This window comes from Photobacterium sp. ABD4_091 (assembly GCF_056160145.1).
In genome coordinates this window covers 172,874-192,802 of the sequence record NZ_JBSWWQ010000001.1, presented here as the reverse complement: position 1 = coordinate 192,802, position 19,929 = coordinate 172,874, and the positions used below count along the sequence as shown (strand labels likewise).

General features: G+C 47.0%; 14 protein-coding genes. 5 read left to right on the top strand and 9 right to left on the bottom strand.

Annotated features, from left to right (window positions below; translation table 11 throughout):
* Positions 1 to 116 precede the first annotated feature (116 nt).
* Positions 117 to 944, bottom strand: coding sequence for a pirin family protein (locus tag ACXAGQ_RS00730; protein ID WP_475250947.1), 828 nt, complete (start codon positions 942 to 944; stop codon positions 117 to 119).
* Positions 945 to 1,155: 211 nt separating this feature from the next.
* Positions 1,156 to 2,454 (bottom strand): outer membrane protein transport protein, encoded by a 1,299-nt coding sequence (locus tag ACXAGQ_RS00725; RefSeq protein WP_475250945.1) that lies wholly within the window; start codon positions 2,452 to 2,454, stop codon positions 1,156 to 1,158.
* Positions 2,455 to 3,007: 553 nt separating this feature from the next.
* Between ACXAGQ_RS00725 and ACXAGQ_RS00720 the strand changes: the two genes are divergently transcribed.
* Positions 3,008 to 5,086 (top strand): carboxylesterase family protein, encoded by a 2,079-nt coding sequence (locus ACXAGQ_RS00720; protein ID WP_475250943.1) that lies wholly within the window; start codon positions 3,008 to 3,010, stop codon positions 5,084 to 5,086.
* 69 nt (positions 5,087 to 5,155) lie between these two features.
* Here the strand turns inward: ACXAGQ_RS00720 and ACXAGQ_RS00715 are convergent, their stop codons facing one another.
* Positions 5,156 to 6,808, bottom strand: a complete 1,653-nt coding sequence (locus ACXAGQ_RS00715; RefSeq protein ID WP_475250941.1) for a VRR-NUC domain-containing protein — start codon at positions 6,806 to 6,808, stop codon at positions 5,156 to 5,158.
* Between the two features lie 169 nt (positions 6,809 to 6,977).
* Here ACXAGQ_RS00715 and ACXAGQ_RS00710 point away from each other — a divergent pair, with 169 nt between their 5' ends.
* Both ACXAGQ_RS00710 and ydiJ read left to right on the top strand, forming a co-directional pair.
* Positions 6,978 to 8,462 carry a bifunctional NUDIX hydrolase/phosphatase PAP2 family protein gene (locus tag ACXAGQ_RS00710; RefSeq protein ID WP_475250939.1) on the top strand — a complete coding sequence of 495 codons (1,485 nt, stop codon included), beginning with the start codon at positions 6,978 to 6,980 and terminating at the stop codon, positions 8,460 to 8,462.
* Positions 8,463 to 8,620: 158 nt separating this feature from the next.
* Entirely contained in the window at positions 8,621 to 11,686 is a 3,066-nt protein-coding gene (ydiJ, locus tag ACXAGQ_RS00705; RefSeq protein WP_475250937.1) for a D-2-hydroxyglutarate dehydrogenase YdiJ, read from the top strand.
* Between the two features lie 70 nt (positions 11,687 to 11,756).
* Here ydiJ and aqpZ read toward each other — a convergent pair whose 3' ends face one another.
* The 3 genes from aqpZ to ACXAGQ_RS00690 form a co-directional block, all read right to left on the bottom strand.
* Positions 11,757 to 12,443 (bottom strand): aquaporin Z, encoded by a 687-nt coding sequence (aqpZ, locus tag ACXAGQ_RS00700; protein ID WP_475254629.1) that lies wholly within the window; start codon positions 12,441 to 12,443, stop codon positions 11,757 to 11,759.
* Between the two features lie 136 nt (positions 12,444 to 12,579).
* Positions 12,580 to 13,401: a UDP-2,3-diacylglucosamine diphosphatase gene (locus tag ACXAGQ_RS00695; RefSeq protein ID WP_475250935.1), complete on the bottom strand. Its 822-nt coding sequence runs from the start codon at positions 13,399 to 13,401 to the stop codon at positions 12,580 to 12,582.
* 132 nt (positions 13,402 to 13,533) lie between these two features.
* Entirely contained in the window at positions 13,534 to 14,418 is an 885-nt protein-coding gene (locus ACXAGQ_RS00690; protein ID WP_475250933.1) for a LysR family transcriptional regulator, read from the bottom strand.
* 192 nt (positions 14,419 to 14,610) lie between these two features.
* On the opposite strand from ACXAGQ_RS00690, the gene ACXAGQ_RS00685 reads away from it, so the two are divergent.
* Positions 14,611 to 15,285, top strand: a complete 675-nt coding sequence (locus ACXAGQ_RS00685; RefSeq protein ID WP_475250931.1) for a cation efflux transmembrane domain-containing protein — start codon at positions 14,611 to 14,613, stop codon at positions 15,283 to 15,285.
* A gap of 116 nt (positions 15,286 to 15,401) precedes the next feature.
* Here the strand turns inward: ACXAGQ_RS00685 and ACXAGQ_RS00680 are convergent, their stop codons facing one another.
* Positions 15,402 to 15,881 carry a LabA-like NYN domain-containing protein gene (locus tag ACXAGQ_RS00680; protein ID WP_475250929.1) on the bottom strand — a complete coding sequence of 160 codons (480 nt, stop codon included), beginning with the start codon at positions 15,879 to 15,881 and terminating at the stop codon, positions 15,402 to 15,404.
* A 176-nt stretch (positions 15,882 to 16,057) separates the two neighbouring features.
* On the opposite strand from ACXAGQ_RS00680, the gene ACXAGQ_RS00675 reads away from it, so the two are divergent.
* Positions 16,058 to 16,801 (top strand): DUF2884 family protein, encoded by a 744-nt coding sequence (locus ACXAGQ_RS00675; protein ID WP_475250927.1) that lies wholly within the window; start codon positions 16,058 to 16,060, stop codon positions 16,799 to 16,801.
* 81 nt (positions 16,802 to 16,882) lie between these two features.
* Here ACXAGQ_RS00675 and ACXAGQ_RS00670 read toward each other — a convergent pair whose 3' ends face one another.
* Complete coding sequence (locus ACXAGQ_RS00670) at positions 16,883 to 17,923, bottom strand: IS481 family transposase (RefSeq protein ID WP_475250925.1); 1,041 nt, start codon at positions 17,921 to 17,923, stop codon at positions 16,883 to 16,885.
* A 184-nt stretch (positions 17,924 to 18,107) separates the two neighbouring features.
* Positions 18,108 to 19,505, bottom strand: a complete 1,398-nt coding sequence (locus tag ACXAGQ_RS00665) for a hypothetical protein (RefSeq protein ID WP_475250923.1) — start codon at positions 19,503 to 19,505, stop codon at positions 18,108 to 18,110.
* Between the last annotated feature and the right edge of the window lie 424 nt (positions 19,506 to 19,929).

Sequence of the window (19,929 nt, the reverse complement as noted above, 5' to 3'; positions counted from 1 at the left end):
TCAAAAGCAACTCTTTACTTCGGCCGGGGCTCAAGTTTTGCAGTTCGGAGCGTCAATTTTTTGAGTGTTATGTTTTGTGAACTAGCTCTAATAAAAGATTCAGTTATGAAGCAAGATCACTTTCTCGATATCAGTAAGGCGTCAATATTATGGGTCGCTTTTGACATGTTTTTCGCGGATGAGTGCACCGAGTGATGGTTAGCAAATAAAGGTTGTAACTGAGGCTTGCCCGTCGCTATAAAAATTCTCGCCCCCAGCCTACTGGTGCGCACTTCAATCGGTAATGGAGACGGTGACAATGTTGCCATTTGGTGGTGGTGAAGTTGGCTACCGCTAATATAAACGCTCCCTGAGCGGAGATAGACAAAACCGGCAAGTTGCTCTGGATCCGCTTCAAAATACCAGCACCCGTAAGGGGCGATCATAATATCGAGGAAAGTCATTGGAATGCTATATTGAGCTGGGCTGGCTGCATCCTTGTAACGGCCAATAATGATTTTAGTCGTAGAATCATGCTCCTCGATCAAGGGGAGTTGCTGGGCCTGAAGGTTGATACAGCTTGCTGGCGCCATCTCAATTTTGCCAGCGGGCAACACCGTACCAAGGCTGAATGACTCAACCTGACCGTTTTGCGGTGTCATGATGTCTTTGTGGATGATCCCATCCCCAGAGGTCATGATGTGTACATCGCCGCTGGCTAGGGTGACATGGTTGCCAGTTGAGTCGTGATGGCTGACCTTACCGATAACAGGGTAGCTGACTGCGTCAACGCCTGAATGGCTCTGGTAATCGAGGCGCTTGGCGTTGAGGAGGGCTTTGGCGGTAAAATGATCCCATTGGACAAAGGGGTTGAGCTCTTCGAGTTCCGATGGCTTGATGAAAGTGGTTTGGAGCCCACGTTTTTTGCCAAAACGAATTTTATGTACTGTTCTTGTCTTTCTCATGGCGTAGACCCACATCATGAAGCGACGATTAGCATGCCATTAAATCGAGGCTATCAGGGCAAAGAAGCATGCTGCAATCATGAAATTGATACAATAAATCTTAGACCCAAGACAGAGCCTTCACCATTCTAATTGTTGAAAAAAAACAAAAACATTGAGGCAAAAAAATGGAAGCCCAGTTAGGCTTCCATTTAGCGTTAGCAGGTTGCCCTTAAAACGAGCGGCTGTATTGCAAACCAAACAGAATAGCGTCGGCGCGAGTCGTGGCTCCGGTAATCGAAGGCGCATCCAGTTTAGGGTCTAGATGCTCGTCAAACGTTACGTCCTGGCCGACCAGGTAAGTCAGGCCAAAGTCGATGCTTTCTTTTTGGCTCAGGTGATAGCTAAAGCCGGCAGAGAACCACTGGCGATCAGAGTCAGGAATCGAGATTGATTTCAGCTCGTCCGTTGCGGCAATGTCGTACATGTAACCAGCACGAAGTGTCCAATCGTTGTTCAGGTAGTAGGTACCACCAACGGAAATATGGCCTGCATCTTTCCATTTGTATTCTTTCTCAATACCGCCAATATACAGGGTATCGAACGCACTCCATTCTACCCATTGCAAACTATAGTGAGCCGCAAACTTGTTGCTCAGGCGGTGGTAGCCGGAAAATTCTGCAATGTCTGGCAATGGTAAGTCCATCGAGCTGGCGGTTTGCATACCACCCATGACATCACCTTCTGCTTTCACCGTCGGGCTGTAGCGGTAGCTTAAGCCAAAGCGGTGGTTTTCGTTAATTTCGTAAACCATACCGGCATTCCAGCCCAGTGCCGTACCCGAAGCATCGACCTCAAGTACATTTTGCTTGAGCTCGGTACAGAACACAGGACTGCCCATAACCGCGGGGCAAACTTCTGCATCAAAGTCGCGTGATAGCTCACCCACACCGTAGATAACATCCAGCCCAGCACCGAAGCTGAGGTGTTCATTCAGGCGGTATGACAGGCTTGCGCCAAGGTTCATGCTCTTGACGCTGGTTATTCCGCCGAAAATAGAGGCGGCAAAGTCATCTTCAAATTCTGTTGCAGTACCGAAGTTCGAGTACGCCGATAACCCCCAAGCCCACTGTTCGTTGATTGGCATCACCAAGTGAAGGTTTGGCACAAGCGAAGTGCCACCGATGTCTTCGGTACCTGAAATATCGTAGCTGTTAGACTCTACAGCCAGCACCTCACCATTGATGCCTGCAATGACTTTTGGCTGGTGGTAGGTACCAGACTTAACCTGGACATCTGTGGCAATAACATTGAAACCAAGCGAGAAGTTAGCTTCTTTGAACAATGCCATCGCAGCCGGGTTACGGGCAGCTACCGAGGCATTATCGGCAATAACGGCATCACCTGCAAAAGCTCGGCCTAGACCCGTTGCTGATTGGCTATTTAATTGAAACCCTGCAGCGAAAGAGGGGGCGGAAGAAAGCGCAATAGCCGAAACTACAGCACTCGTTAATAGACGCTTCTTGAACATGTGTATATATCTTTTAATTATTGAGTTTGGCGTTTTGATATCGCCTTAAATTATGCTAGAGATTCTAGAGTGAGTATTTATTTAAACAACTCTGATCAGTTAATAATAATGTAATTGTTTTTATATTGTTATTGAGAGTGTTATGGTGCATGCGCTTAGTATTATAACGATAAATGCTATTTGTCTTTGCATTTGAATTTGCAATGTGTTCTGTGTGACATCAGTCAGGTAAATGATTCATTGTTGGATTGATAGATCTAAATTAGCGATAGAGATTTGGTTTTATATGATTGATATTAAAGGATAATAATATATCTCATTCAGCGTGGGTATAGGTGGGTGCCTTGTATATAATAGGGTTCTTAAATTAACTGTTTTTTATCATTTTGTTGTGTTTGTTAAAACGTCAGACCAGATCAAATTTGATTTAATTTTATAGTTAATTAATTATAATAAATAATATTCAAGCACCTTAATTATAAGTGTGGAGATAATATCTCTTTGCTTAAGTTGCTTATTATTAAAAAACAAGAAGCATATAAAGATTATAATTATGAAAGTTTATTCCCGCTCTATCATTGCAACAGGTATCGCGTTGGCCTTGGTTGCATGCAACACTGATTCTTCGACATCAGCAAAAGAAAATATTGCACCGGCCAATGTCACCATCCAAGTTGGCGAGGCACAGGTAACGGGTTTGGTTGAAAAAAGCGCCATTACCAACCTAGCAGGTAGAGCTGAAACTATTGAGGTTGAAGCATTCAAAGGTATTCGCTTTGCTGCGGCAGACCGCTTTAAGCAGAGTGAACTCATTGCTCCGGAAGATCAGGTGGATCCTGAAAGTCAAATTGACGCGACGGAATTTGGCGCAATTTGCCCGCAGCTCGGCAGCGGTGATGTAGCACAGTCTGAAGATTGTCTTAGCCTGAATATTTGGCGCCCTGCAGGTGTGGATTCCGAAGCCAACCTGCCGGTGTACGTATTTATTCACGGTGGCTCTTTTGAAAGTGGTGCGGGTTCATCAGCCCTGAACCAAGCTGATACGGTTGTTGCCCAAAGCATCTCTGACACTTTGCTGGGTGAGCGAGAAAAGCCATTCATTGCTGTCTCACTCAATTACCGTGTAGGCTTGTTGGGTAGCAAATGGGTCGATGCAGAACAGCAACCTCAGGGTGGTAACTTTGGTATCGGTGACCAGAAACGTGGCCTTGAGTGGGTTAACAAGTATATCTCACAATTTGGCGGTGACGCGGCTAATGTGACGGTATTCGGTGAAAGTGCCGGTGCGATGTCGATTGGTATTTTGCAGAAGGATGAAGAAGTCGCTGGCCCGCTTTATCAACGAGCGATTATGCAGAGCAACCCGTATGGCATTGCCTATAAGGATTACGGCTCTGCTATGCGCTTGGCTGGGCTGCTAGAGGCAAAATCTCAGGAGTTGTTTGCTAAACCGCTTGTAGAATTGAGCCTGGAAGAACTAAAAGCCATCCAGGCTTTTGCCAAGGAGCCAACCCAGTTGGTGACAGGGCTGGTCACATCATTCCCGTCCACCTCAGGTTTCTTGCCGTTTGCGCCTTATATCGATAAGGCAAAATCGGAAGAGATAGAGTCATATGGCCATTTATCTGAACAGGCAATTGACACTGATTTTCTAGTACCTACGGTTGTTGGTTTTAATACTGATGAGGCCAATATTTTTACCTCCATGCTGGATTGGATGTTTCTGTATAACTTGGAAAAAGTTAATCCAGAAACAGGGCAAGTAGAGCCACTGTTTTTAAGTGATATTTCATACACAGATTCAATCGATATTAGCAAGGTCAAAACCAAGTTACAGCTTGCGTTAAATTGGTTGATTATTGAAAATTGGTTCGATCGCGACAAAAGAAAACAATATCAGGCGCTGCTTGAAGAAGTAAAAGCATTACCTGATGATGTATCAACTCGCCAGAACCTATATCCAATTATTACCCGCTTGTTCCTTGGGCTGCAAAACCAAACAGCAAACAAAGCACTGGCATTTACAGATTACGCCCCGTTTGATGATAAAACCCTGACTGGCAATGGTGAAGACGGCGATAAAGGCGTGCTAGGTAACATTAGCCAGATCCGCAAGCTGGCTAATGACCTGCTGTTTACCTGTGCTACACGACAAGTTGTAGATAACCCTGATCACGTTGACAACAATACGACGCTGTATCATTACGACTACACCTCCAGCATCAACATCTGGCCATTCGGCCACGGCATGATGGGTAATTTGGCGGCACTGAGCTGCAGCAATACAGACGGCACTGGCAAAGCCTGCCATGCATCGGAATTACCATTTATCTTCAATAAGGCGGTAAACATTGCCGGCGAGAAGATTTACCCGAACAAGCAAGACCGCCAGTTGATGAACACCATGTCGCGTTTTTGGTTCACCGATGGGCTGTTCACTGATTACCAGCGCAGCATTAGTACTGACAATGCATTGATGATCAATGCCCAGGGTGAGTTTGTTGAAGTTGTGGACTGGGATAAAACTAATAACCCAGCTCAAGATGCTGAACTAAGCAATTATGGCGCTGGTATCTGTACCGGCCTGGTTGAAGAGGGTATTTTGTTTGACTACATTGGTAGCAAAAAGTAACCGGCTCAAACCATAGTTATTAAGAAAAGGGCGGCTTCGCCCTTTTTCTTTTTATCTATTTTATTTGCTTTACCTATCTTCAGCCCAAGTGACATAGACCACCTTGGCGGGTATTTGGTGCTGTTGGAACATCTTCAGCCAACGGATTTGGTTATTCTGCAGTGTATCCCCCGGGCCTTTTACTTCGGCAAAGCAGTACTCTTCGCTTTTGAACAACACTAAGTCTGGAAAGCCGCTGCGGTTGTTCCTCGGGTCGAATAAGATCCGCTTGAAAATAGCGGTTAAGGCCGATACAGGAATGGTTGAAATAGCATTTATGATGATTTCTTCAGTGATCACGCCCCAATGAATCCAGTCATTGCTTAGCCCTTGTTTGGCGTTATATACCGCTAACCAATCCTCCCATTCCCCAGTTTCCAGCTGATTGAGGCGCTCATCTATCTGCTGTTTGCGGTTGAGGTAGAAATCACGCGAAAACATATCTTTGGGTGAGCGTTGGAATGGGTTGAGGAAGGCACCTTGCTGGGCCGAGAAAATAATATCCCACATAGCGAGGCCGAAGAGCCCGCAGAGCAAGGTGTTCTCGAGATAATAGGATTGCCATCCTTGTTGTTGGAAGTAGGCGGCGGCATCGAGTTCGACACATGCCAGTTGCTGGGGGAGGGACAGCATTTCATTGTCAAAAACAGGCTTTTTCCTGGGTGGTTGTTTGTCTCCTAGCTTGTTGAGTAAACGGTGTGTGAGCGTATCAGCAACGTCGGCTTCTTCTTCATTCAGTGGGGCTTGGCGCATTTCTTGGGCAATGGTCAGTGCTTGCTCAAGATTAGTTTGTTTGTCGAGGATCCTCACTTGCCTTTCCCTTGATGGTGCCAGTTCACTCTGCTGGAAGAGTGCAAGGGATTGCTGAAGGCGCGTTGCATCGGTATTGCCCAGCCTTTCGACATCTCGGGCGATGTGGTTGATCAGGCGTTGCCTTTTTCTTTCTAGCGGCTGCCAGGAAAATACTGAAGGCAAAGCGTGCTGCATCTCGGCAATGGCCGTAAGGTTTTTGCTCTCTTTATGGTGCCAATATTGTTCTGCCAATACGGAAAGTGCTAGCCAATTATCAATCTCCTGGCGATGGTTGAATAAGCGGTAAGTGGTATCGATAGGGTAGTTTTCAAATGTCTGGATGCCGATATCAGCCAAAACGAACTGGCTAAGGTCTTGGTGGCTGTTGCCAAAAAATAGCAACAGGAATACCGCAAGGTGTTGGTTGTGGTATACCTCAACTAAGTTGCTGTTGTAGTGGCTGAGATCAGGCTGATGTTGGTGAACGAGCTGGACAATCTCGGCTTTCTTGGCCTGTTTGTGTTTGGCAAGGAAATTAAATAATTGGATCAGCTCGGGTTTGGTATGGAGGACACAAAAAGCATCAGAATTCATCCCTTCAGGGGCAATGCCGATCATTTTTGCCTGTTCGAGCTCGGTATAAGCGGCGGCCAGCGAGTCGATTTCAGGGTAATGGATCTTATCTCGACGAAAGTAGGAACCCTTGCGGGTCAACAGCCGGATGTAGAGGCATTGGGCTGAAGGGTTGAGCGCGATGAAAGTGCGGTACCAATGCCGCTCACCGCTGCTAAGCAAATCGGAATACACGTTGTTAACGGTCGTGATAAGCGTCAGAAAGTTATCACGATAATAAGTGTCGGGTAAAACTGGTGGCGGCGGTGGTTTATTCATTGTGCTTCATTGTTTATTGGCATAAGAAATGTGAATTAGCAATGGCCTCATAATTAAAGGCTAATAAATATTTATATAAATATATCATCATTCTATTTCAATAGCTTAGCTTAACTATTGTTGATAGTATTAGCCTTATTTTACCTATAATAAACATTTGGCTATCCCGTTGAAAACACACCCTATATATCTCACTTTCATCTATCTGGCACTATTGTTTGTTAGTTTTACTCTATCAGCAAAGCAAAGTTCTGAGCCAGAAGGGGTGGTGCCGGATAACATATTGGGGGCTGTTTGCGTTATTCGCAATGGCAATAACTTGGTGATGTTATCTGAAGTGATCACCAAGAAACTCTCCTTGCCCGGCGGCTATATAGACAAAGGAGATACCCCCCAGCAAGCCGCAGTGCGCGAAGCGCGGGAGGAGACGGGGATTGAGGTGGAGGCCAAGCACCTTATCCAATACCGGGGGCGGGCGGCAATCTATGCCTGCCAGGCGACATCGCCCATCCCTGTCTCATCGTTCATTGACAGCAGGGGGTATCCGATTGTTGCCTCATGGTTTTCAAAGCATTTCGCAACCGAGGTTGAACGTACCTATCTGATTGCCCCTCAAGCCATAGACAGTAATGACTACCGCTATGCCGAGGATGCGCCGCTGTTACTCCAGTGGTTGGCAGAAACACCTGAAAGTGAAGTCGCCACTTATGACCGCTTTGACACGGAACTGAGCCTGCTACACCAATATGAACTTGATATTATTGAACAGTTTCAGCGTTATACCGCGAATTGGCCCACTTTAGCTGAAGAGCTGTTCAACGTGATCATGCGTGGGGCCAGTGTGATAGGAGAGCCATGGTTTGTCTTTATTATGGCGGTGGTGTTTGCTGGCAGTTTGCGCACACCATTGTTCCTGGAAGTGGCTTTTTTGATGGCGGTGTCATTATTCAGTGCCTCTTTGCTCAAGCATGGCCTGGCGTTGCCTCGCCCATTTTTTATTGTTCCCGCCCTGCAAAAGGCGAACGCTTATGGTTTCGGTTTTCCTAGTGGTCATATTTTGATGGCGACTTTGGTTATTGGAATATGGGGTTACTTTTTGCAACTGCGCTATACGGCAGTGAGCCAAAAGAGGGTGATAGGCTTGCTTACCCTCTCACTGGTTGCTATTCAGTGCGTGGCAAGGGTCTGGCTCGGAGTGCACTTTATCAGCGATGCGGTGTTAAGTTTGATGCTGGGAATTGTCATTGTGGCAATGTTTGTGGTTTGGCGAAACAGTGAGTTTAGTGCATTCCAACAACAACTGACCAATCGCTGGTTCTGGTTGGGTATTAGCGTTTTGGTTGGTGCAGCGGCAGGTATAACCTTGGTACCCGCTCAGGCTTATTTGTTTGCCACTTTGCTAGGAACGGTTCTGGCAATCGATTATGCCGTCCAGTTAAACCAAGACACGCCAAAATTGTCTTTTGTCAGGACGGTGATGGCCGCTGTGTGGGTGCTTTTGGTGGCTTTCGCGATTAATGGCTGCATTAAATGGTTGTCTTCAACGCAGACAGTCAGCTTGATAGTGCTGGGCATCAAGGGAGTGGGCTATCTTGTGCTGAGTGCTTGGTTAGTTGCAGGTTCGGCCTGGGTTAGATCGAAGCTTAGCAAATAGCGCGTATACATACACAGAGGGCACGGTTTTATGCCGCTGCTTTTTTTCCCGATCTCGGTAGGGTAAAGTGTGAAGTAACACAGGCATATATACCCAAATCATAACTATGAGAGAGGCCAGTCGCCGAGGATACGGCGTGACACTGGACAAGGAGAGCAATGTTACCTGCACTGACACACCAAAACAGTACTGATGACGTGGTACTGTCATTTCTGCAAGAGCTCGAAAAAGCGGGCTTCTGCGGTGATATAGAACATACCTATGCCAGCCGCCTAGCGGTGGCAACGGATAACAGCGTCTATCAGCAACTTCCACAAGCCGTCGTATTCCCTACCCGAAACCAAGATCTTGTTGTGCTTGGGCAATTAGCCCAAAAAGACGCCTTCAGCAGTATAACTTTTTCCCCTCGGGGTGGCGGTACTGGGACTAACGGCCAATCACTGACACCCGGCGTGGTGGTGGATTTATCACGGCACATGAACAAGGTGCTGGAAATCAATACAGAAGAGGGCTGGGCCAGAGTCCAAACTGGGCTGGTCAAAGATCAGTTCAATGATGCGCTTCGCCCCCATGGCTTCTTCTTTTCCCCTGATTTATCCACCAGCAACCGGGCAACCATTGGCGGCATGATCAATACTGATGCTTCTGGGCAAGGCTCGCTGAAGTATGGCAAGACGTCAGATCATGTCCTAGGCCTTAAAGCTATCTTGGTTGATGGGTCAGTGCTCGATACCGAGCCATTGCAAAGCGATGCGATACAGTCGATGCCCCCTGCCGAAGACTATGCGACAAGGGCGCTGCAAGTTTCTGAGCAAGTATGCCGGGAAAAGCGTGGGCAAATTGTCAGCAAGTTCCCTCCTCTTAACCGCTTCCTGACGGGCTATGACTTAAAGAACGTTTTCGATGAGCCGCTCAGCCAGTTTGATATCTCTCGTTTGCTCTGTGGCTCTGAAGGCTCGCTGGCCTTTATCACTGAGGCCAAGCTGAACCTCACTCCTATCCCTAAATCCCGGACGCTCGTCAACATCAAGTACGACAGCTTTGATTCTGCATTGCGTAACGCCCCAATGATGGTGGAAGCGAAGGCGTTGTCGGTTGAAACGGTTGACTCCCGTGTACTGAATCTCGCCAAGCAAGACATTATCTGGCATACGGTCAGTGATTTGCTGGCGGATGTACCCAATCAAGAAATGCTGGGTATCAATATGGTTGAGTACGCCAGTAATGATCCCAAAGAGAACCAGCAACAGGTTAACGAGCTGTGCCAGCGTCTAGATGAAATGCTGGAGAAAAAACAGCATGGCATCATTGGCTACCAAGTGTGTAATGAGCTGGCTGGTATCCAGAAAATTTACAATATGCGCAAGAAAGCGGTGGGGCTTCTAGGGGCAGCCAAAGGCAGTAAGAAACCTGTCCCATTTGCCGAGGATACCTGTGTCCCACCGGAAAACCTGGCTGACTTTATCGCTGAGTTCCGCCAGCTGCTCGATGAACATAAGCTCAATTATGGCATGTTCGGTCACGTGGATGCCGGGGTACTGCATGTCCGGCCGGCATTGGACATGTGCGATCCCCAGCAAGAGCGCTTGATGAAACAGATTTCTGATCAGGTGGTTGCTTTGGTCGCGAAATATGGCGGCCTGATGTGGGGTGAGCACGGTAAGGGTTACCGTTCAGAATACGGGCCGGAGTTCTTTGGCGATGAGCTGTTCACTGAGCTTCGCAGGATAAAGGCGGCCTTTGACCCTGGCAACCGGATGAACCCGGGCAAGATTTGTACGCCGCTAGACAGCAATGACGAGCTGGTGCAAGTCGACGGGGTGAAGCGGGGCTACTTTGACCGCCAGATCCCGGTGAAAGTACGCGATAGCTTCAAGCAGGCGATGGAGTGTAACGGCAATGGGTTGTGTTTTAATTACGACACCAGCTCACCGATGTGCCCGTCGATGAAGATCACCGCCGATCGACGTCATTCACCAAAGGGGCGGGCTGGCCTGGTTCGTGAATGGCTGCGCTTGCTTGCCGAGCAAGGGATCGATCCTATGGTGCTCGAAAAAAGCCTGATGGACAGTTCGCCGTCTGTAAAACAAATCATCGACCGTTTCAGGAACACGTTTGGCCCTGCTCGCCATGACTATGATTTCTCCCATGAGGTGATGGAGGCAATGAATGGCTGTCTGGCGTGTAAAGCCTGCGCCAGTCAATGCCCGATCAAAGTCGACGTACCTAGCTTCCGTTCGCGCTTCATGAATATTTACTACAGCCGCTACCAGCGCCCGGCAAAGGATTACCTTGTCGCCTACGTTGAGAGCTATTTGCCGATCATGGCCAAGGCCCCGGCGACGTTTAATGCCATCATGCGTCCAAGCTGGTCGAAAAGCCTGACAGCAAAAGCAATTGGCTATGTGGATATGCCAGCCCTTTCAGTCCCGACACTGTTTGAAAGTCTGGACGGTCACCATTCAACGCGTTTTGACCTGCAGTGGCTGCAGGCACTCTCAGAACGTGAGCGACAGGACTATGTGCTCATCGTCCAAGACCCATTTACCAGCTATTACGATGCTGAGGTTGTCCGCGACTTGGTCTTCCTGGCTGAAAAGCTGGGTAAAAAGCCGATGCTGGTACCGTTCAAGCCCAATGGCAAGGCGCAGCATGTGAAAGGGTTCTTGCGCCAGTTTGCCAAAACGGCCAAAAACACCGCTGATTTCCTCAACCAGCTTGCCGCCATTGGCATTCCAATGGTTGGTGTCGATCCTGCCCTGGTACTTTGCTACCGGGATGAGTACAACGAAGTGCTGGCCGCTAAGCGGGGTGAGTTTGAAGTCCTGACTGCCCATGAATGGTTATTGCCGTTATTGGGTGAGCAACCGGCTGCTGCGAAAGTCGAAGGGGATGACTGGTATCTATTTGCCCACTGTACCGAAAAAACCAAATTGCCTAATGCAGAGAAAGAGTGGGGCATGATATTTGATCATTTCGGGGCAAACCTAGCGCCGGTCTCTGTGGGGTGCTGCGGGATGGCTGGCACATTCGGCCATGAAAAAGACAAGCTAGAAGTATCCAAGGGTGTGTTTGATCTCAGTTGGCAGCCAAACCTTGCTAAGTTGGATCCTGATCGCTGTTTGGCGACGGGGTATTCTTGCAGGAGCCAAGCCAAACGGTTTGAACACATTAAAATGAAGCACCCAGTGCAAGTACTACTTAGGATTTTGACAAGCCGCTAAGATGGCTAGGCGCTAGGCAGTACTAGTTGTCGAAAAAATGCGCCGTTAAGGCGCATTTTTTATTTCGCATTTATTCGTCTGGTGATAACCAGCGGTATACCAGCCCGGCAATCAGAGCGCCGAGTAACGGTGCCAGCCAGAACAACCAGAGCTGTGACATTGCCCAATCACCGACTAATACCGCAGGGCCGGTACTGCGAGCCGGGTTAACCGAGGTATTGGTAACCGGAATGCTGATGAGGTGGATCAACGTCAAAGCCAGCCCTATAGCCAACCCCGCCATTGCCGGAGAGGCGAGTTTGTGCGTTGCACCCAAGATCACGATCAGGAACATGAAGGTCATGACAAATTCGGTGATAAAACCGGACATCATGGTGTAATTACCGGGTGAATGATCGCCGTAGCCATTGGAGGCAAGCCCTCCAGCCAGGCTGAATCCGGCCTGGCCGCTGGCAATCGTATAGAGTACGAATGCCCCAGCTATCGCCCCGAGTACCTGAAAAACGATGTAGGGGATCACTTCGCTGGCAGGGAATCGTCCGCCGGACCAAAGCCCAACGGTTACCGCAGGGTTGAGATGGCAGCCCGAGATATGTCCTATGGCGTAAGCCATGGTGACAACGGTGAGACCAAACGCTAGTGAGACGCCGAGCAAGCCAATGCCTACCTCTGGAAAAGCTGCGGCCAAGACGGCACTACCACAGCCGCCCAGAACCAACCAGAAAGTGCCGATGAACTCGGCCACTAATTTTTTTATCATTTCGGCCTACCTCTAATGAGTTACCACTAAAAAATGTATCCATTAATTGTAGAAACCCTAAATTGAGATATAGGCTCAACACTGAAACGAGATATGCAATGAATCGGTTTATTTGAAGCTTTTTACCTATAAATCAAGCTACTTTATCTTTTGAGACAGACGCTGAGACACTGTCAGAGACTATTTTCAAAGAGTGGCTTCGCGCGATTTCTTGATACCTGTCTGTCCAGCTGATAAGCGACAGCTCACCATCAAATCCTTCGGCGATGCAGGTACAGTTTTCAATCCAGTCACCGTCATTGAGGTAGAGTATATCCTTGTCTTGGACGATGGATGGGTGGTGGATATGGCCACAGACGATGGCGTCTACATCCTGCTGGCGGGCATGGCTGATGGCTGCATGGGTAAACCGATCGATAGCTTGGTTAGCTTTGTCGACTTTGGATTTAAGGTAGCTTGCTAATGACCAATAAGGCCTGTTGCGCAGCTTTTGGAAAAGGTACCACCAACGGTTGATAAACAATAAGAAGTCATAGCCGACATCGCCAATAATGGCGTGAAAACGGTTGTGGCAGACAATGCTGTCAAACTGGTCACCGTGCATAGCAAGTATCCGCTGGCCGTTTGCTGTGGTGTGTATGTAAGAGTCATGTAGTTCGACATGGCCGAAGTTGTACTGGACAAATTTCCTGACTGAGCTGTCATGGTTTCCCGGGATATAAATGATTTTTGTGCCAGCGCTGGCTTGCTCCAGCAATAACTTAATGACCTGGTTGTGGCTTTCAGGCCAAAAGTGCTTATTTTTCAGCGACCACAAATCAATAATATCGCCAACCAGGATCAGGGTGTCGGCTTTGTTCTTGCTGAGGAAATCCAAGAGGTAATCGGTTTTGCAGTCTTTGTTGCCCAAATGGATGTCTGATAGCCAAATCGTTCGGTGATGTATGACGGACATGTCTCTACCTTGTCTATAAGCCAATAAATTCCCGAGGAATCTGCACTTTGAAGTAGCTTGGGTATATATAAGGCTAGAGAGAAAACATGACCCTTTGTTTGAGCTACCGTGACATCCTTATGTCACTTGCATCTAGTTCGACTCCTTGTCTAGATAAGCTTCCAGCTGAGTTGATAGCCACCTGGATACTTTCCCGAGTTGAATATGCTTGCCATAGATCACCCCGTAAGGCTGCCAACGCATGGATTGATAGTGATTGAGCACTTTCAGGGTGCCATCACGCAAGTAACTGTTAATCAGAACGGAAGGGACGGTAGACCAGCCATTGCCATCAAGCACAGCATTTCGCAAGTGCTCGTAAAAAGTAAGCGCGATATAGTTGCTGGAAGTCGGTGACACCGCGATAAGTGTATGATCTTTTATTGCAGCCAGTACAAATTCTGTCGCGTGGGCCAAATCATCGCTGAGCACTTCGCTGAGCTGGTTAAGCGGGTGGTCTGCTCTTGCTACCGACATCATTCTAATCTGGCCCAACTGGGTGTATTGGTTGTTGGGTAGGTTATCGGCGGTAGGCAATAAACAGAAGGCCATATCCACCATATTCTGCTCGACCATTTCATCAAGCTCGGGCGGCGGGGCGACATAGATAGAAATACTGCTGTTGGGGTATTTGACACTCAAGTCGTGGACCAGCTGTCGCCAGAAGGCTTCCGGCAAAGCATCGTCCCGGGCAATTCGCAATGCTGATTCCACCCCTTCGAGGTGCTGCTGGCATTTTGCTTGGATATCACTGGCGATCATCATGATCCGTTCGGCATCACTTCTGATTGAGTCTCCGATTTCTGTTAGCTGTACCTGGTTCCCGCTGCGCTCGAGGAGTGATACGCCTAACTCATCCTCTAAAGCGCCAAGCGCCGAACTGACCGTCGTGCGGTTTTTGCCACTCCGTTTTGCGGCTTCGGTAATCGAACCTGTTTCGCAGGTGTCTAGAAACAGGGCTAATTGGCTAAGTTTCATCGTGTTCCTGTGTCCTGAGTCGGTTTAGGTAGTCAGGGAAATTATCCTTTATTAAACGTTGAAAGTCAGTGTTAGCGTCAAAAAAATTGGCGCTCAGTGATTTTCGGCTTTGTACTTACCTCGGTATGATCACCACTGAAAACAAAACTGGAACACAAGCAGGGGAAATAGAAACCCTGCACTGAGGTAGATATGCAATGTAATGTGGCACTGGAGCGCAAGCTTTTACAATTCTCAACATTTTCTGCGCTGTTGTTTGCCGTTTTAGGGATCGGCTTTGGCTTGTGGATGGGCTCGCTGGTTATTATTTTTGATGGTGCTTATTCGCTGGTCAGTTTGGCGCTGACCGTATTATCCCTAATGGCCGCAGCGTATATCCGTTCACCATCCCGAGAAGGCTCTGAATCAATCCAGAAGGTAGAGCCGATGGTCATCGCTTTTAAAGGTTTAGTGATCACCTTTATGTGCTGTATTTCGTTCAGCTCAGCCATTTTGGCAATACTCGATGGTGGCCGAGATATTGATACCGGCTTAGCACTTCTTTTTGGTGTGATTAATGTTGTTGGTTGCTTGGCAACTTACCTTGTAATGAGAAAGTATGGCCAAAAGTCAGGCTCTAATTTGGTCGTGGCCGAATCGAAGCAATGGATGATGGATACGGTGATCAGCGGCGCCGTCATGGTGGGTTTTATCTTAGCAACGGTAATGCAGTATATCGGCCTGGCGGCATACTCTGTGTATGCTGACCCAGTGATGGTGGTGGTGGCCTCGGTGTACTTTGTCATCGTACCGCTGAAGATGATGATTGGTGCACTAAAGGAGTTACGGGGCACCACAGAGTATGAAGCAATGACGGAAACTCGTTAACTGAAAAGAATCAACGAGGGCTGTGCTAGAAACAAAGCAGAGTTAGAAACAATAAAGGTAGGAGCTGGCTCCTACCTTTACTGTATGGAATCTATTATTTGTATAAAAAAGAGTCTCTAGCGTTTAAGCAGCAGTGTATTTTCAATTTCACGGAAGAAGTTGGCGGTGTTAATCAGTGATGCTGCTGTTAAGCCCGGTACGCCATAGATCTCAACGTCTATCCCGTATTTGCTTTGCACCTTATCAACCAGTAGGTCAAAGTCGCCATCACCCGAAAGCAAGATAATACGGTCGACACAGGGTGCATGCTCCATCACATCCAGCGTGATCCCTACATCCCAATCGCCTTTGGCGGAACCATCGCTACGCTGGATAAAGGGTTTGAGCTTCACGTCGAAGCCAATACCACGAAGAATATTCTGGAATTGACGCTGTTTCTCGTCGCCGCGGTGAATGGCGTAGGCATACGCTGCCACAACTTCTCTGCCTTGGGTCGCTTCAGCCCAAAAAGCATTGTAATCAAAGTTACACCCATAGGTGTCTTTGACGGTGTAATAGATGTTTTGCACATCGACAAAAATAGCGACTTTTTCCACGGTAACTCTTTTTTGATGGGGCCAAGGGGTAGTATATACCTAAGTGGTTGTAATATGTACTCTTCGGCCGGGATAAATTGTGGCGCTTAGGGACCAGGAGAGTCGCTAACTGCTAGCATTTGGCTGTTGTTTGGGTATAAAGTAGGGCAACAAAATCGATAAGATTGAAGTTAGCCATGAAAAAATCCGTTATTTCCTTGTCACTTCTTGCTTGCTCGGCAGGAAGTTTTGCCCAAAGTTGTCCGGTCAATGTGCCGAATGATATCCATATTTCAGGTGAACAGGTTTCAGTTTACCAAGACGGCACGCCCAAGCTTTTGATCAATGAAGCTAACCAGCTATTTATTGATGGTAAGCAAGTTGCGCTTTCTGAGCAACAGATGCAAGCCTTGCAATCTTATAGCGAACATGTGAAATCGTACTTACCTAAAATGGCAGACCTAGCCGATGATGGTGCAAGTATTGCACAGGAAGTTATCGATGAACTGTCGTCACACTTCGGAGAGACTGATGCCTTCGCTGGCGCTGAGCAGTTGGTTGACGAGTACAGCGCGAAGGCCAAGCAGAAGTTTTACCCTGAAGGCGAGTTCGTTATGCCGGCTGATGTGTTCGGGTCGATGGAGACGGACTGGAAGCAAGAGTTTGAAGATGCCTTGAAGCATATCAGTGTCGAGTCGGTATCGGGAGTCATTGCTTCGCTTTCGGAGGAAATGAAAAGCGGCGATCTAAGCTTTTCGGAATTCCAGACTCAGCTATCAGAGTTGAAAAAGAGCCTACAGGAAACAATACGACAGCGCTCTGGTGAAGTAGCGGAGCAGGCAGGTTCAGTGTGTGAGTCTATTGAAGGCTTGGCTGAAGAAGAGCAGGAGCTACAAAAAGTCATTCCTGAGCTAAAAGACTACCCAATGTTTTATATTTAAGCCTGCAATAGGTAATGGTTTAGATGTACTAATTCAGACCCGATCTGACAGTTACCCACTTTCGACTTGGTGCCTGTCAGATTATATCTGGGCTAGATTCTTTTCGGCCCAGATTGATTTCCCATCCTCTAATGTTTCTATGGGCGTTCTGCCACAGCACATTTTTCCTTGATGGGTACGATGATTGTTGTAGTAGTCCACCCATTCGTCCAGATCTTTCTGCAACTCATCCATTGAGCCATACAGTTTCTTTCTGAACGTCACTTGGTAGAACTCATTCAATATGGTCTTGTGGAAGCGCTCGCAGATCCCGTTTGTCTGTGGCGACATGGCTTTAGTTTTAGTGTGATCGATATCATTGATGGCTAAGTAAAGTTGGTAGTCATGTTGCTCAACTCGACCGCAGTATTCAGTACCCCGGTCAGTCAAGATTCGCAGCATTGGCAACTCGTGAGTCTCGAAGAACGGTAGAACCTTGTCATTCAACATATCTGCTGCGGTGATAGGTGTTTTTGTCGTATAGAGCTTAGCGAAAGCAACTTTGCTATAGGTATCAACGAACGTCTGCTGATAGATGCGTCCAACACCTTTCAGATTGCCAACATAGAACGTGTCTTGAGAGCCGAGATAACCTGGGTGTGCAGTTTCTATCTCACCACAGGCCTCATCATCATGCTTCTTGCGCTCAAGGGCAGCGACTTGCTCGTCCGTTAGGATTATACCGTCCTCTGCGACCTGTTTTTCCAGTGCGATAAGACGTTTCTTGAAGTTTTCTAGGTCATTGCGGAGCCAGATTGAGCGTACGCCACTTGGAGAGATAAACACGCCTAGTTTACGCAGTTCATTGCTTGTTCTGACTTGTCCATGCGCAGGGAAGTCGATGGCGTATTTGAGCACAGCCTGCTCAGTCTCACTATCGACACGATTCTTTAAGTTTGGTGTTCTGCGGCTTTGATTAATCAGAGCATCGATACCACCTGTTTCTACCAACTCTTGATAACGATAGAAAGTGTCTCTTGAGACACCCATGACTTTACAAGCTTTTGATACATTACCGAGTTCTTCTGCAAGATTGAGAAGCCCAGCTTTGTGTTTGATGATTGGATTGCTAGTATGAAGCATGAGAGTTACCTCTTATTGTCTTTGATTACGGATTCAGCACCTTTAATCAAAGTGGGTAACTCTCTTCATTTCAATTGAAGTGTCAGATCTAGTCGGAACTAATACAGTTTAGAAATTAAAGGCCCTGTTCCTCAGGGCCTTTATTTTGGAATAACGATTCAGGTGTTACTACCTCAAAGTAGCTTTAGTCATTGACGGCTTGCCACTTTTCCATAATGGATTCCGCCAAGGCTTTGTCTTTGGTGTACAAGTTGAACCACATATCGTGGTTAGAGCCTTCATTCATTATTACTAAACTACCAGTATCGGCAACTTTAGATACTTCGTAAGGGTTTTCACCTTCAGGAAGATGAATTTTAATGACTTCGAACTCTTGTTCTGAGTCATCAAATCTCTTCTCGATAGACCAAGTTGCTTCCTCTGATTCACCATCGCCGGTGTAGGTAAACTTGCCTTCGTTCTTATCGGCATCATAAGCGCCAAAATCAAACTGGGTCAATGTTGGCTCTGGGGTTTGGCTTGAACCGCTGTCGTCAAAGATGGCGTACCAAGTTTGGCCAGAGAAATCGTTGACTACGATGTCCATTGGCTCACCAGATAGAAGTTCGTGTTTAGTCCAAAGGATTAAATCAAGGTCATTGACTGGGACGGCAAGGGCTAAATCAGTTGAGAGATAAATAAATTCATCAGACTCACCCTCTGATGTAATCGTCAGTTTATCTTCATCTATTTCAATACATTCACTGTCATCGGAATTATCACCGAGGCACAAGATATCTTGAGTCATGTTGAATGTTTGAATACCTTCCTCAGAAGCATAGGCCAGATTCGTGCTAATCGTATCCCATGTTCTACCACCATCACCAATCAGGTATTCTTGAAGCGTTTTTGGTTGGTGATTAATAACAACCTTACCATCTTCAACGGTGAAGACAGAGCCATCAAGCGAATCAATCCCATCGCTGTTTACTTTGTCATTGATATGCTCAAGAACCAATGCGGCTTCTACCATAAGAACATTTGCATCAATACCTTCTGCACTTTCAGGCAGTGAGCGTGCAATACCTTGCGCCAATTTGTGGGCAATGATTGCCGCCTCTTTTTGGTCGGCACTTTCTTGAGCTTTGATATAGTCCCCTGAGAGAACGTCCAAATCTAAACCTAGCTCAGCAGCCAGTGCTTCAAGGGTAGTGTCAGCTTTAACAGCTAGGGTCGTGAACGGAGTAACCACATCCGAATCACTTTTCGCGAGCAACTCATAGGTGTTATCAACAAAGCCAATTTGGTCAGTGTCTTTCGCTTCACCACGGGCTACTTTTACAATGACATCATACCCAGCATCTGCCGCTGGGATTGTAAATGTTCCGTCTAAAGCTGTACGCCCATCCAACGCTTCGCCGTCATCACATTTTTGGTTCGCATTTCTATCAACACAAACGATAGCATTACCCAAGTAGCCATCAATGGCTGTAATTGTACGTGCGCTAGCACTTTCACCACCACCTGTACTACCTGAGTCAGAACCACAACCTGCCAAAATAAGAGCAACAGATGTTGCGCATAGAGATAACCTAAGTTTCATATAACTTCCTTATTAGTCATTAGCCTGTTGAGAGTGTTTTTGTGCTCTCATCACAAATGTTGTAATAATTATTGGGGTGTTACATATAAATTGTTGACATTGTTCCAGCAAAGATATGTGCAATCAATTGTGTATTTCCTTTTTCATTCAGATTGTGTTCAGCTTTTGACCGAATTCAAAAATATGGCATGTAAATCATAAGTTATTGATATTTGATTTGTTCGAGTGTCTCAGGCTGCTTAACTAGCGTATTAAGTACCCCATCAGTGTAAAGTGCATGATCTTTATCTATTATGAGTATGTATGAATATTGTTTTATAAAATAATCATAGTGAAAGTGAGCGAGAGGCGGCTCTTATCTTTACATCTCTATATTATTGAGAACGGAACAACGCATTAAGAAAAGAGGTAAAAGGTAACATCG